Annotated in this window: 13 protein-coding genes and 1 other annotated feature; of the genes, 10 read left to right on the forward strand and 3 right to left on the reverse strand. The window is 68.6% G+C overall.

The window, feature by feature from the left end; all coding sequences use genetic code 11:
• Positions 1–64: 64 nt before the first annotated feature.
• Complete coding sequence (locus S2M10_RS20105; RefSeq protein ID WP_168847656.1) at positions 65–454, reverse strand: hypothetical protein; 390 nt, start codon at positions 452–454, stop codon at positions 65–67.
• Positions 455–674: 220 nt separating this feature from the next.
• Here S2M10_RS20105 and S2M10_RS20110 point away from each other — a divergent pair, with 220 nt between their 5' ends.
• Positions 675–1,184, forward strand: coding sequence for a hypothetical protein (locus S2M10_RS20110; RefSeq protein WP_168847657.1), 510 nt, complete (start codon positions 675–677; stop codon positions 1,182–1,184).
• An 87-nt stretch (positions 1,185–1,271) separates the two neighbouring features.
• Positions 1,272–1,327, forward strand: a sequence feature (sul1 is cis-regulatory element that is thought to sense ions involved in sulfur or methionine metabolism; They are found in Alphaproteobacteria).
• 57 nt (positions 1,328–1,384) lie between these two features.
• Positions 1,385–2,881, forward strand: a complete 1,497-nt coding sequence (locus S2M10_RS20115; RefSeq protein ID WP_168847658.1) for a SulP family inorganic anion transporter — start codon at positions 1,385–1,387, stop codon at positions 2,879–2,881.
• 30 nt (positions 2,882–2,911) lie between these two features.
• On the opposite strand, the gene S2M10_RS20120 is transcribed toward S2M10_RS20115, so the two are convergent.
• On the reverse strand, positions 2,912–4,237 hold the full coding sequence (locus S2M10_RS20120) for an ATP-binding protein (RefSeq protein ID WP_168847659.1): 1,326 nt from the start codon (positions 4,235–4,237) through the stop codon (positions 2,912–2,914).
• A gap of 109 nt (positions 4,238–4,346) precedes the next feature.
• Positions 4,347–4,865: a DNA-deoxyinosine glycosylase gene (locus S2M10_RS20125; RefSeq protein WP_168847660.1), complete on the reverse strand. Its 519-nt coding sequence runs from the start codon at positions 4,863–4,865 to the stop codon at positions 4,347–4,349.
• Positions 4,866–5,611: 746 nt separating this feature from the next.
• Here S2M10_RS20125 and S2M10_RS20130 point away from each other — a divergent pair.
• The 8 genes from S2M10_RS20130 (at position 5,612) to S2M10_RS20165 (ending at position 13,024) form a co-directional block, all read left to right on the forward strand.
• Positions 5,612–5,941 carry a DUF962 domain-containing protein gene (locus tag S2M10_RS20130; RefSeq protein ID WP_168847661.1) on the forward strand — a complete coding sequence of 110 codons (330 nt, stop codon included), beginning with the start codon at positions 5,612–5,614 and terminating at the stop codon, positions 5,939–5,941.
• A 46-nt stretch (positions 5,942–5,987) separates the two neighbouring features.
• Entirely contained in the window at positions 5,988–6,968 is a 981-nt protein-coding gene (locus S2M10_RS20135) for a cysteine synthase A (RefSeq protein WP_168847662.1), read from the forward strand.
• A gap of 61 nt (positions 6,969–7,029) precedes the next feature.
• Positions 7,030–7,350 (forward strand): hypothetical protein, encoded by a 321-nt coding sequence (locus S2M10_RS20140; protein WP_247650930.1) that lies wholly within the window; start codon positions 7,030–7,032, stop codon positions 7,348–7,350.
• Positions 7,351–7,838: 488 nt separating this feature from the next.
• The gene (locus S2M10_RS20145) at positions 7,839–8,321 is read left to right on the forward strand and encodes a division/cell wall cluster transcriptional repressor MraZ (RefSeq protein WP_168847663.1); all 483 of its coding nucleotides are present in this window, start codon (positions 7,839–7,841) and stop codon (positions 8,319–8,321) included.
• Complete coding sequence (gene rsmH, locus S2M10_RS20150) at positions 8,318–9,265, forward strand: 16S rRNA (cytosine(1402)-N(4))-methyltransferase RsmH (RefSeq protein WP_168847664.1); 948 nt, start codon at positions 8,318–8,320, stop codon at positions 9,263–9,265. The genes S2M10_RS20145 and rsmH overlap by 4 nt, the downstream gene beginning before the upstream one ends.
• A complete protein-coding gene (locus S2M10_RS20155) occupies positions 9,265–9,912 on the forward strand; it encodes a hypothetical protein (RefSeq protein WP_168847665.1) in 648 nt (215 codons plus the stop codon). The genes rsmH and S2M10_RS20155 overlap by 1 nt, the downstream gene beginning before the upstream one ends.
• Positions 9,909–11,612, forward strand: coding sequence for a penicillin-binding protein 2 (locus S2M10_RS20160; protein WP_168847666.1), 1,704 nt, complete (start codon positions 9,909–9,911; stop codon positions 11,610–11,612). The genes S2M10_RS20155 and S2M10_RS20160 overlap by 4 nt, the downstream gene beginning before the upstream one ends.
• Positions 11,609–13,024: a UDP-N-acetylmuramoyl-L-alanyl-D-glutamate--2,6-diaminopimelate ligase gene (locus tag S2M10_RS20165; protein WP_168847667.1), complete on the forward strand. Its 1,416-nt coding sequence runs from the start codon at positions 11,609–11,611 to the stop codon at positions 13,022–13,024. Before S2M10_RS20160 ends, S2M10_RS20165 begins: the two co-directional genes overlap by 4 nt.
• The last annotated feature ends 164 nt before the right edge of the window (positions 13,025–13,188 follow it).

A 13,188-nucleotide genomic window follows, 5' to 3' on the forward strand; every position in this document is an offset into this window, starting at 1 on the left:
GCTGGCATGAAAAAAGCCCGGCGGAAATACCCGCCGGGCTTTGTTTTCGTAACGGAAAGCAGGCTTACGCCTTGCAAGTGTGGACCGAGCCGTCGGCCAGCGTGATCTTGGCAGCCTTGGCGTTGCCGTCGATCTTGTAGCCGCCTTCGGCGGTGAAGGGCTGGCCCGCTTCCGGCGCGTTGAGCAGCGTGGACTTCATCGAATCCTTCTTCTCGCGCAGCGCGGCCATCTTGCCGCCGGAGAAGAAGTCGACGAACAGCAGGGTGTTGCCCGGCTGGCAGCGGAAGCTCACCGAGCTCTCGATCGACGGCGGGGTTTCCACCGGCGCGGCGTTCGCAAGCTGCGAAGCCATGGGATCCGGAGCGCGGCTGTCGACCACTTCGGGCTTGTTGTTGCAAGCGGCGAGCGAAAGCAGCGCCGCGGCGGAAAATGCGATCGGGGAGGGGTTTTTCATAGCGTGAGGTGCTTTTCCTTAGGCGGTAATCATCGTCAAGCGAAAAGGGGGTATAGAGTCACACGAAATGGTGCGGCGCAACGGAGCAGACGCAATCCTGCGCGGAACCAGACATGCGCGACAGTCGTGGAGGTTGCAGAGGCGAACGGAAAGGGGGCGTTTACCGTGCTTGACCCGAAGCGCGCAGCTGGGCGAAGGAGGACGGCCGAGGAGAGTGTGCATGAAGCCGAGGATCTGCTGGAAACGGGGCGCGGCCCTGGTGGCGCCGGCGCTGCTCGCGGCGTGCGGCGGCGCGACGACGGAGAATGTCGCCGAGGATCCGGCCAATGCCGCGGTAGCACCGGGGCCGATGCTGGGCGGCGTGGACCTTTCCACCCCGCTGCAGATCCGCCCGATCGCGGGACGCGACTGGGCGCTGGACCTGGCGCCGGGCCGCATCCAGTTCCAGCAGGAGGGCGCCAAGGAGATGCCCTTCTACCCGGTCTCGCCGCGACTGGCCGCGGGCGTGGCGACCTATCCGACCGAGACCCCCGAGGGCACCGCGGTGACGATCACGCTGCGCCCCGCCGCCTGCGCCGAGGGCGCCACGCTTGCCGCCGAGGTGCGGATCGGCGCGACGCTGCTCAAGGGCTGCGCGCATGGGATGACCGTCCAGCAGATCCACCGCGAAATGTATAACGAGGCGCTCGCCGTGCCCTATGACGGGGGCAACAACAGCAGCGCGGACTGAGCGTCGGCGCCGGTCGCGCGCGGGCCGGCGACATCCGGCCCCGCGGCTTGCCTGCGCGCGACAAAGCGCGTAGGGGCCTGCCATTCGCATGGACCCGGTGCAATTCCGGGTGGCTATTCCGGCCGCCGATCCGCCGGACAACAACACGCACCAGCTTCCAAAGCGCGCCTCCGCGCCAGGTGCCTTGTTGTGGAACATCAATGACCTTCCATTTTGCTGCATACCGCCGTCAGTGGTTCACGGGCGGTACCGCCGCCCGCCGCGACATCCTCGCCGGCATCGTCGTCGCCTTGGCCCTGATCCCCGAGGCGATCGGCTTCTCGCTGATCTCCGGGGTCGATCCCCGCGTCGGGCTGTACGCCTCGGTCGCGATCGCGATGACGATCGCGCTGATCGGCGGCAGGCCCGGCATGATCTCGGCCGCGACGGCAGCGGTCGCCGTCGTCGTCGGTCCGCTGGTTCGCGAGCACGGCGTCGAGTATCTCTTCGCCGCGACCATCCTGATGGGCGTGATCCAGATCGCCGCCGGACTGCTGCGGCTCGACCTTGTCATGCAGTTCGTCTCGCGCTCGGTCATCACCGGGTTCGTCAACGCGCTGGCGATCCTCATCTTCCTGGCGCAGCTGCCGCAACTGATCGGAGTCGGCTGGGAGACCTATGCAATGGTGGCCGCCGGACTTGCCATCATCTACGGGCTTCCGCGCATCACCACCGCGGTGCCCTCACCGCTGGTCGCGATTCTGGTGCTGAGCGCGATCAGCCTGAGCGCGGCGCCGCCGGTTCAGATGGTGGGCGACATGGGGAAGCTGCCGGAGGGGCTGCCGAGCCTCGCGCTGCCGCACGTGCCGCTCACCCTGGAGACGCTGCGCATCCTCTTCCCCTATGCGCTGACCATGGCGGCGGTAGGGCTGCTGGAATCGCTGCTCACCGCCCAAATCGTCGACGACATGACCGATAGCGACAGCGACAAGCGCGTGGAGTGCGCCGGCCAGGGCGGCGCGAACATCGTGGCCGCGCTGTTCGGCGGCATGGGCGGCTGCGCGATGATCGGCCAGTCGGTCATCAACGTCACCTCGGGCGGGCGTGGGCGACTGTCGACCTTCGTCGCGGGGGCGTTCCTGCTGTTTCTGCTCGCCGTGCTGGGGCCCTATGTGGGGCGCGTGCCGATGCCCGCGCTGGTCGCGGTGATGATCATGGTGTCGATCGGCACGTTCAGCTGGAATTCCATCCCCAATCTGCGCCGCCATCCGCTGCCGTCGTCCGTCGTGATGCTGACGACGGTGATCGTCGTGGTCGCCACGCGCGATCTGTCGCTGGGCGTGCTGGCGGGCGTCCTGCTCTCCGGCATCTTCTTCGCGGGCAAGGTGCAGCGCCTGTTCGCGGTGGAACGCAGCCTTTCCGACGATGGCGCACGCGCGATCTACTGGGTGAGCGGCGAGATCTTCTTCGCCTCCGTCGATCGCTTCACCCGCGCCTTCCAGGTGGAGGAACGCGCCCCCGCGGTGCGGATCGACGTGTCGGCGGCGCACTTCTGGGACATTTCGGGCGTGGGCGCGCTCGACAAGATCGTCGCGAGACTGCGCCGCGAGGGGCGGGCGGTGGACGTGGTCGGGTATAACCGCGCCAGCGCCGACTTGGTCGATCGCTTCGCGCTGCACGACAAGACCGGGGTCGAGATGGGGTTGGCGCCGCATTGAGTTCGGCGGCACCCCGCGACGCGCGCCGCGCTAGGGCAGGACGGTCGCCGCCGGTATCGTGAACGCGAAGGTGGCGCCGCCGCCGGGTGTCTCCTCGGCCCAGATGCGGCCGTCATGCCCCTCGATCAGGTGGAGGGAAATGGCGAGGCCCAGGCCGAGCCCGCTGCCCGTGTCGCAGCGACCGTTGCCGAGCCCGGGATGGAAGAGGATGTCGCGCTGTTCCGGCGCCACGCCCGGGCCGTTGTCGATCACCCGGATGGTGACTTCGGCGGGGTCCTGCTTCTCCGCGGTCACGAGAATAGCCGCTCCGCCATGGTGCTGGCAGGCCTCGCCGGCATTGCGCAGCAGGTTGGCGAGGACCTGGACGATCTGGACATTGTCGAACCGGGCGCACTGGGCCTCTGGCGCGACACGGATCGTCACCGGCGGCAGCAGCAGCGGCGCGGCGGCACGGACGAGGTGCAGCGCCTCCTCGATGCTGGTCGCGACCGAGCGGTTCTCCATTACCAGATCGTCGTGCCGCACCATGCGGCGAATGCGGCGGATGATCTCGCCGGCGCGCTGCAACTGCTGTTCGGCGGCGGTGGTGAGGTCGCGCGTGCGTTCGTCGCTGTCCGGCGATAGCCGGATCGCCGCCATGTAGTTGGCTGCGGCCGACAGGGGCTGGTTCAGTTCGTGCGCCACCGTCGCGGCGATCGAGCCGAGCGCGCTGGCGCGGGTGAGCTCGAGCATCTGACGCTCGATCGTCACCCGCTCGGCAAGCATGCGATCCCGCTCCTGCAGCCGGGCGCGCAACTCCCGATCGACGCCGATGCGATGCTTGGCCAGCGTGACATAGCTCGCCAGCGTCTGGAGGAACTGCAGTTCGGTCTCGGTGAAGCCGCCGCGGCCGCGGCGGCCGAAGGCGAGCGTGCCCAGCAGCACGTCCTTGTGAAGCAGCGGCGTGCAGAAACAGGCGTCCAGCCCCATGCCGCGCGCATAGGCGAGCCGGGGATCGTCGGACTGCTGGATATCGCGGGCGATCATCGGCTGCAGGCTCTCCGCCACGCCGCCGCAGATCGCGATGCCGAGCGGCACATGCTGCCTGTCGGCGATCTCGTCGGGCGTGATACCGGCCCAGGCGCTGAGATCGAGGCCCTCGCCATCGAACGCGTAATGGAAGAAGACGTCGAGCTCGACTTCGCTGCGGATCAGACCGAAGATGCGGTCGAGCGCGGGCGCGAGGTCCTCGGCCTGGAGCAGATCGCTGGCGCTGACCGCGAGCAGTTCGAGAAAGCGATAGGGCGGCGCGTCCGCTGCCGCCGCGCTAGGGGCCTGGCCGCTGGGGCGGAAAAGGGCGCTACGGCGGTTCAGCATGGCTAAGCTCTTGGCAAAAAGGGCTATGCCTCGGCCGTGTCGGCCACCACTCCGTATTGCTACTGACTCTCAGCGGGTTGCGAGACACTCGCGATTATGTACGCTACTGCTAATCAGTATCATCGCCCATCGCCCCAGCGAAGATGGAGAGTTCCGCCCATTTCGGCGCCTTCGCGGCAAGGCCGACGGTGTGCAGCGGACTGGAGGACGGCAGGTTGAGGATGGTGTAACGCGCCGCCGCTGCGCCCAGGTTGCGCAGGCCGTGGCGGGACGCCGTGGCGCCGTTGAAGGCGATTGCGCGCAGCTGCGGCAGCGTGGCGGCGAGCGCGGCGATGTCGTGCGGCTCGATGTCGCGCAGCGCGGCGTCGGTGCTGCCGGGGCGGGTGGCGCTGGCGACGACGTCCCACAGCCCGATGCGCGCGGCACGCAGCGCGGCGAGGCGCTCGTCATAGGGCAGCGGCACGAGGTCGCGCCCGGCGGCGGGGGAGATCAGCTGCCAGAACTGGTTCTGCGGATGCGCATAATAGCGCGCCGCCGCCAGCGACCGCTCGCCGGGCAGCGAGCCTAGGACGAGGACGCGGGTGTCGGGCGCGACGACGTGCGGGAAGCTGTGCTTGCGTTCGGGCATGGGGTTGGGGGTAGACCGGGTGGCGCGGGGCGGGAAGTGGTGGTTAGCTGCCGTTCGGCTCGACAACCAAGACCTCAAAGCTTGCGACCTGCGTAGAGCTCATCGCTCTGGCAAGCTCACGGTCTCGGTAGCCTGGCTGGACGACTAGCCAATCGACGAACCTGTCTCGACCAGCCGCCTCGAGAGGGAAGATAGCAGCGGGATCAGAGTGATCTGAGTACAGCAGGAAAACTACATCAGCGCCCCAAGGGCCACTATCATCTGTGGCCACCACAACCCGACGCAAATCACGAATGGCCAACCTTCGTTCATCACCCTGACCATCGCTAGTCACGATGTCCTCACCAGCCAAATCGACCATCCACACCGCCAGAGGCGACGTTCCCACGAGCCATTTTCGTAACCAGCCGAACATAACCGGTGCTTTACGCCGTATTCGGTATGTCGGATACTGGGGCGTTATTGGTCTCACGCTTCCCATCGCAAGCGGCGTCGCGCTAGATCGTAGAAGCCCACCGTTAAAACACCCGCAAGGCCTGCGCCAACCTCCGGCGGAGCGGAGGTTAAGTGCTCGCAAAGCAACGCTAGAAGTCCGCCTGCGGTTATGGCGATCAAGAGGGCTAGGGGGCGTCTCATGGCGACAGACTAGCAGCATGACGTGCCTCCGCTAGTGGGCGGAAAGCGCCGGACGCGATTCCCGCATCGTGCGGCTTTCCGCCCGGATGGAAACGGCGTATCCTGCGCCCATGGTACGCACGATCACCCGCTACCGGGACTTCTGGCCCCATTATCTGCGCGAGCATGCCAAGCCGGCAACGCGCCGGCTGCATTATGTCGGCACCGCGCTGACCTTCGCCGCGCTCGCCGCCGGCCTGTTGCTGAACGCCTGGTGGCTGATCGCCATCCCGCTCGCCGGCTATGGCTTCGCCTGGGGCGCGCATTTCGGGGTGGAGCGCAACCGGCCCGCCACCTTCACCTATCCGCTCTGGTCGCTCCTCTCGGACTATCGGATGTTCTTCCTGTGGATCGGCGGGCGGCTGGGGCCGCATCTGAAGCAGGCCGGGGTCGGCCAATAGATTGCGTTGCTTGCGTGCGGCGGGGGCGCCCTCCTATCTAGCGCCCATGCACGTTTCCCAGAACACGCTCGCGCTGATCGGCAACACCCCGCTCGTCCGCCTGAAGGGTCCCAGCGACGAAACCGGCTGCGACATCTTCGCCAAGTGCGAATTCGCCAATCCCGGCGCCTCGGTGAAGGACCGCGCGGCGCTCTACATCGTCAACGATGCCGAGGAGCGCGGCCTGCTCGCGCCCGGCGGCACGATCGTCGAGGGCACGGCGGGGAACACGGGTATCGGCCTCGCGCTGGTCGCCAATGCCAAGGGCTATCGCACGATCATCGTGATGCCCGAGACCCAGTCGCGCGAGAAGATGGACACGCTGCGCGCGCTCGGCGCCGAGCTGGTGCTGGTGCCGGCCGCGCCCTATTCGAACCCCGGCCATTTCGTTCATACCAGCCGCCGGATCGCCGAGGAGACGCCCAACGCGATCTGGGCGAACCAGTTCGACAATATCGCCAACCGCAAGGCGCATATCTGCGGCACCGCCGAGGAGATCTGGACGCAGATGGAGGGCCGGATCGACGGCTTCACCTGCGCGGCGGGCACCGGCGGCACGATCGCGGGCGTGGGGCTGGGATTGAAGGCCAAGGACGAGACGGTGACCATCGCGCTCAGCGACCCGCATGGCGCGGCGCTCTACGAATATTATGCCTGTGGCGAGCTGCGGTCCAAGGGCTCGTCGGTTGCCGAGGGGATCGGCCAGGGGCGGATCACCGGCAACCTCGAAGGCGCGCCGATCGACACCCAGTTCCGCATCTCCGACGCGGAGGGCATGGCCTGGGTGCGGCGGCTGCTCAAGGAGGAGGGGCTGTGCCTCGGCCTGTCCTCGGGCATCAACGTCGCCGGCGCGGTGCGGCTGGCCCGTGCCCTGGGGCCGGGCAAGCGGGTGGCGACGATCCTGTGCGACACCGGCTTCCGCTATCTCTCCACGCTGTACAATCCGGCGTGGCTGGAAGCGAAGGGGCTTGCGGCACCGGTAGCGTGATCGGCACGTCGAGGCTTCGCTCGACAAGCGTGCGCTTGTGCGTTACATTTATGCCACAGTCATGAAAATCGGCTCGCACCAGGACCACGCCCAGGCCATGCAGCGCATCCGCGTCGGCATGACCGGACTCGCGGCTGTCATCCTGTTGATGGTGCTGTCCTTCGCGATCTTTTCCTCGGCGAACCGCGAAGCGCCGGTAAGCGCGGCGGGGGCTTCCAACGCCGCGGTCGTCGCCAACCTGACCGGCATCGACAATGCCGCGGCGGATCGCACCCATGACGAGCCGCTTGCCGAGCTGGGCGTCGCGCCCAGCACCGACGATCCCGCCGCCGCCGCGCAGGCGCGCGAACAGGCGCATCAGCAGGACGCCGCCGGCAAGTAACCCCGGGACTCGGGCGCGATCGGGGAGATGGTCCCACCGGAATCACGCTGCGGGGAGCGCCGGGGAAATTGCCCCACCGTTGCGGGATGCCACGGGGCGGGCCATGCCGCCGTTCGCGTGTATGTGGTAAAAAAGCTGCTATCTTAGTATCTTGCGAGCAGTCCTTGCGCGCTTCGACCTGCGGCGGGGCTGCGGCGCGTCGCAGGCCGGCTGGGGCCATCCTTCAGCGATTAACCGTCTCCGCAACCGCATCGGCAGGGGTGAATGTAGAACAAAACAGGTTCATTCCAAGAAAAGCGCCAGGTGGTGGCGATGAGTGGCTGAAATTCCCGCGCTATCCCCAACTGTCCCGTTGTCTCCCGCGCTATAATGTGATTAAAAGGGCACACTAAAGGGGGGCACGAACCCTTTCTCCCGAACATCACCAGCTGGAACGCGATCCGCGCGATTCCGGCGGCGGGAGAGTCGTGCCCGGCTTGGGGTTTGGCGTGGCAGACAGGGAGCTCTTCGAAGGATTTGCGCTCCAGGCGGTCGACCAGAAAGGTCGCGTCGCCATACCCGCAGACCTGCGCGCTGCCGCCGAGCGCAATTCGGAGGTCCGCCAGATCGTTGTCGGCGTGCATGCGGAGGATCCGTGCCTCTCCGCGCACGATACCGGCTGGTCGCGGACCAAGTATGACCGCATCGACAAGCTGGACCAGCAGGCGCTCGATCGGGGCGAGCAGCCCAGCGTGCGCCCCAAGCGCCGCGCCTTCGGTCTCGTCGAAAAGGCGCCGTACGACGACAGCGGGCGGTTCGTGCTGCCGCCCTTCTTCCGCGCCAAGGCCAAGATCCAGAAATGGGCCTTCTTCGTCGGCAGCGGCGACACGTTCGACATCTGGGCGCCCGACGAGCTGCTCGCGAGCGAAACCGCCGATCCCGAACTCAAGGAAATCTGCCTGTACCTGATGCAGCAAAAGGGGGCGATGTGACCGACGCGCCCCATATCCCCGTGCTGCTCGACGAGGTGCTGGACGCGCTCGCGATTGCGCCCGGCGAAACCCATGTCGACGGCACCTTCGGCGCCGGCGGCTATACGCGCGCCATGCTCGGCGCCGGTGCGAAGGTTGCGGCGTTCGACCGCGACCCGACCGCGATCGCCAATGGCGCGCGGCTGGTCGCGGAGAGCGACGGCAAGCTCACGCTGATCCATGCGCCGTTCAGCCGTCTGGCCGAAGAGCTGGACGCACGCGGGCTGGCGCCCGTGGACGGCGTGGTGCTCGATATCGGCGTCTCCTCGATGCAGCTCGACCAGGCCGAGCGCGGCTTCTCGTTCCAGCAGGACGGGCCGCTCGACATGCGGATGGCGGGCGAGGGGATGAGTGCGGCCGACTGGCTCAACAGCGCCGACGAGGGCGAGATCGCCGATGTGCTGTTCCACTTCGGCGAGGAACCGCGTGCGCGGCGCGTGGCCAAGTTCATCGTCGAGGCGCGGCCGCTGACCCGCACGTCCGAGCTGGCGGCGGTGGTGCGCCGCGCGCTCGGCCATCGCCCGCACGACAAGAAGGATCCCGCGACGCGGACCTTCCAGGCGGTGCGCATCCACATCAACCGCGAGCTGGACGAACTGACCGACGTGCTGGTCGCCGCCGAGCGCGTGCTCAAGCCCGGCGGGCGGCTGGTGGTGGTGAGCTTCCACAGCCTGGAGGACCGGCTGGTCAAGCGCTTCTTCCGCGAACGCAGCGGCAGCACGCCGGCGGGGTCGCGGCATCGCCCGGCGGTGGGTCCGCGGGCGGAACCGAGTTTCGAGACGCCCGCCAAGGCCGTGCGCCCGGGCGAGGCGGAGTTGGTGCGTAACCCACGCGCCCGATCGGCCACGCTGCGCGCCGCGCGGCGGACCGGGGCGGCGCCGTGGTCGGGTGAGGACAAGGTGTGATGGCAGTGCATGGCTTCAGGGGGCTTGGCTGGTTCCTGTGCGGCGTCATCGTCGCGCCGACCTGCTACATGGTGACGTCGCACGGTGCGGCGGAACGGGCGAAGCTGCGCGCGATGGACTCCGCCATCGTCCAGGCGCACAAGGACATCCGTGGCCTGGAAACCGAGTTCGACACCCGCGCGAACATGGCGCAGATCGAGCGCTGGAACGGCGACGTGCTGGCGATGAACGCGCCGCAGCCGCAGCAATATCTCGCCAGCGCCAGCGGGCTGGCGGCGCTCGACCAGCCGGCGGCGGCCGTGCCGGGCGACGCCAAGGTGGAAACCGCTGCGCTCGTGATCCCGACCGGCCAGCGTCCGGTAGAGACGGCGGCGGCCGCACAGCCCGTCGCGACCGCCTCGGCGGCGCCAGTCAAGGCGGTGGCGTCGAAGCCGGTGGCGACCGCGTCGCTGGCGCCTGCCAAGCCGGCGCCTTCCACCGTCGTGCGCGTGGCACAGGCGGATGCCAAGCCCGTGCAGGATCTCGACCGGCTGATCCGCAAGATCGACAAGGCGCGACTGGCCCAGCCGGATCGGCCGCTGCTCAGCGCCGCGACGATCAGCGATCTGCGCCGGGTGGCGAAGCGCGAGCAAACGGCGCAGCGATGATCGTCGTCGTCGCCCCCCCGGCGCGGGCGCGCGGTTCGGGCGGCGGGCGCGAGGCGCTCGTCGCCGTCGCGCAACTGCGGCTGATGATCCTCTCGATCCTGTTCGGGGCGGGCGTGCTGGCGATCCTCGGCAAGCTGGCCTTTCTCGCCTTGTCGGCCGGGCCGGCGAGCCCGCGCGACCTGTCCGACGCGCTGGTGCCCGCGCGCGGGGACATCGTCGATCGCAATGGTACGCCGCTCGCCCGCAGCATCGATGCCTGGACGATCGCGATCCACCCCAACCAGGTGATCGGCGACAAGGCGGCGCTGGCGCAGAAGCTGGCCGAGCTGATGCCCGAGCGCAGCCAGGCGCAATATTATGCGCTGCTCCATGGCGGCGGCAGCTTCGCCTTCCTCAAGCGCCGCGCGCTTCCCGAACTGGTCAATCAGGTCAACGCGCTGGGCGAGCCGGCGATCGAGTTCCAGCGCGAGACCGACCGGCTCTATCCGCAGTCGGACATGGCCGCGCATGTGCTCGGCTATCTCGACGACAAGGGGCGCGGCGTCACCGGCATGGAGAAGGTGCTGGAGGCGCGGCTGACCGATCCGGCGCGGCGCGGCAAGCCGGTGACGCTGTCGCTCGACGCGCGCGTGCAGGCGGCGCTGGAAAGCGAGCTGGGTCGCGCGATGACCGATCTGCAGGCGCGCGGCGCCGCTGCGGTGGTGCTCGACGTGCATACCGGCGAAGTCGTCGCGATGACCTCGCTGCCGAGCTTCAACCCCAACCAGCTGGGCGGCCCGCCGCCGCGCAATAACGTGACCCAGAGCGTCTACGAGCTGGGCTCCACCTTCAAGCCGATCGCGGTGGCCGCCGCGATCGATTCGGGCACGATCACTTCGATGTCGCGGCGGTTCGACGCCACCGTGCCGATGAAGGTCGGCCGCTTCACCATCCATGACGATCCGGGCGACGAGCAGTTTCGCTGGCTCAACATCCCCGAGACGCTGATCTATTCGTCCAACATCGCCACCGCGCGGATCGCAGACGAGCTGGGCGCGGAGAAGATGCAGGACATGTTCCGCCGCCTCGGCTTCGACCAGCGGCCGAGCATCGAGATCGGTGCGGTGCGTCCGCTCTGGCCGGCGAACTGGGGGCGGATCACGGTGATGACCACCGCCTATGGGCACGGCATCGCGGTGACGCCGCTGCACCTCGCCGCCGCCTATGCCGCGCTGGTCAATGGCGGCATGTGGCACCCCGCGACGCTGATGAAGGTGGATGCCGAGCATCCGGTGCAGGGGCGCCGGGTGCTGCAGGAAGCGACCAGCGCGCGGATGCGCCAGCTGCTGCGGCTGATCGTGCTCAAGGGCACCGGCCGCAAGGGCGATGCGCCGGGCTACCGCGTGGCGGGCAAGACCGGCACCGCCGAGGCGGCGAGCGAGGGCGGCTATGACAAGCACCGCAACGTCTCCACCTTCGCGGCGGCTTTCCCGATCGACGCGCCGCGTTATGTGGTGGTCGCCATGCTCGACTCGCCCAAGGCCAATGCCACGACGCCGCGGACCACCGCGGCCTGGACCGTCGCGCCAGTCGTCTCGCGCCTGATCGCGCGGACCGGCGCCCTTCTGGGCATCGCGCCCGACAATGCCCGCGACATCGACGAGAGCGACCTGCTGCCGCTCGTCGATCGCTCGCCGGAGCCGAAAGCGACCGCCGAATGAAATTGGGACCATTGATCGGCACTGCGGACGACGCGGTCGTCACCGGCTTCGCGATCGACCATCGCAAGGTGGCGCCGGGCACGATCTTCGGCGCGTTCGAGGGCGCGCGGGTGAACGGCGAGGACTATATCGAGGCGGCGGTGCAGGCCGGCGCGATCGCCGTGGTGGCGCGGCCCGAGGCGCGGGTGGATGGCGCGGTGCATATCGCCGATGCCAATGCCCGGGCACGCTTCGCCAACCTCGCCTCGCGATTCTTCGCGCCGTTCCCGGCGGTGACGGCGGCGGTGACCGGTACCAACGGCAAGACCTCGACCGTCGAGATGACCCGCCAGCTGTGGCGGATGGCCGGCTTCCATGCCGCCTCGATCGGCACGCTGGGGGTGACGACGGCGGACGAGCGCGTCTCGACCGGGCTGACCACGCCGGACATCGTCACCTTCCTCTCCAACGTCGCCGGGCTGGCGCGCGAGGGGGTGACGCATGTTGCCTTCGAGGCCTCGTCGCACGGGCTGGCGCAATATCGCACCGAGGGGCTGCCGGTGCGCGCGGCGGCATTCACCAATCTCAGCCGCGATCATCTCGACTATCATGGCGACATGGCGACCTATTTCACCGCCAAGATGCGCCTCTTCGCCGAGGTGCTGGCCGAGGACGGCACGGCGGTGGTGTGGGCGGACGACCCCCATGCGCCGCAGGTCGAGGATCTGGCGCGCATGCGCGGCAACCGGCTGATCACCGTCGGCGAGCATGGCAAGACGCTGCGGCTGGTCGGCCGCACGCCTTCGCTGCTCGGCCAGACGCTGGAGATCGAGGCGGAGGACAAGGTCCACACCGTGCGGCTGCCGCTGATCGGTGCCTATCAGGCGGCCAATGCGCTGACCGCCGCGGGGCTGGTAATCGCGACCGGCGGGGACGTGGGCGATACGCTGGCGAACTGCGCGCGGCTGCAGCCGGTGCGCGGGCGGCTGGAGCGGGCGGTGATCGCCGCCAATGGCGCGCCGGTCTATGTCGATTATGCGCATACCCCCGATGCGCTGGAGGCGGCGATCGCGGCGCTGAAGCCGCATACCGAGGGTCGGCTGATCCTGGTGTTCGGCGCCGGCGGCGATCGCGATCCGGGCAAGCGCGAGCTGATGGGGCGGGTGGCGGCTTCGGGCGCCGATGTGGCGATCGTCACCGACGACAATCCGCGCACCGAGGACCCGGCCGAGATCCGCCGTGCGATCCTGAAGGGCGCGCCGGACGCGACCGAGATCGGCGACCGCCGCGCGGCGATCGGCGCGGCGATCGCGATGGCCGAGCCGCACGATATCGTGCTGGTCGCCGGCAAGGGCCATGAACAGGGGCAGATCGTCGGCGAGATGGTGCTGCCGTTCGACGACGTCGCCGTGGCGCGGGAGTGCGCGGCATGAGGGGGCTTCTTCGGCTCTCCCCTGCAAAGCAGTGCGATCGCAGCTGCGTTATGCCCCTCCCCCCTTGCGGGGGAGGGAGAGGGGGGCGATTTGCGTGGCGCAAATCGCGCGGCTGCTGCGCAGCCGCTCACCCTCTCCAAGCTTCGCTAGGCGCTAATGCGCCA

Source organism: Sphingomonas sp. S2M10 (assembly GCF_012650175.1).
In the GTDB taxonomy this organism is placed as follows: Bacteria; Pseudomonadota; Alphaproteobacteria; order Sphingomonadales; family Sphingomonadaceae; genus Sphingomonas.

Excerpts from the sequence above, each read along its gene's own strand:
- S2M10_RS20105 (WP_168847656.1), bottom strand. The coding sequence starts at position 454 with ATGAAAAACCCCTCCCCGATCGCATTTTCCGCCGCGGCGCTGCTTTCG.
- S2M10_RS20110 (WP_168847657.1), top strand. The coding sequence starts at position 675 with ATGAAGCCGAGGATCTGCTGGAAACGGGGCGCGGCCCTGGTGGCGCCG.
- S2M10_RS20115 (WP_168847658.1), top strand. The coding sequence starts at position 1,385 with ATGACCTTCCATTTTGCTGCATACCGCCGTCAGTGGTTCACGGGCGGT.
- S2M10_RS20120 (WP_168847659.1), bottom strand. The coding sequence starts at position 4,237 with ATGCTGAACCGCCGTAGCGCCCTTTTCCGCCCCAGCGGCCAGGCCCCT.
- S2M10_RS20125 (WP_168847660.1), bottom strand. The coding sequence starts at position 4,865 with ATGCCCGAACGCAAGCACAGCTTCCCGCACGTCGTCGCGCCCGACACC.
- S2M10_RS20130 (WP_168847661.1), top strand. The coding sequence starts at position 5,612 with ATGGTACGCACGATCACCCGCTACCGGGACTTCTGGCCCCATTATCTG.
- S2M10_RS20135 (WP_168847662.1), top strand. The coding sequence starts at position 5,988 with ATGCACGTTTCCCAGAACACGCTCGCGCTGATCGGCAACACCCCGCTC.
- S2M10_RS20140 (WP_247650930.1), top strand. The coding sequence starts at position 7,030 with ATGAAAATCGGCTCGCACCAGGACCACGCCCAGGCCATGCAGCGCATC.
- S2M10_RS20155 (WP_168847665.1), top strand. The coding sequence starts at position 9,265 with ATGGCAGTGCATGGCTTCAGGGGGCTTGGCTGGTTCCTGTGCGGCGTC.
- S2M10_RS20160 (WP_168847666.1), top strand. The coding sequence starts at position 9,909 with ATGATCGTCGTCGTCGCCCCCCCGGCGCGGGCGCGCGGTTCGGGCGGC.
- S2M10_RS20165 (WP_168847667.1), top strand. The coding sequence starts at position 11,609 with ATGAAATTGGGACCATTGATCGGCACTGCGGACGACGCGGTCGTCACC.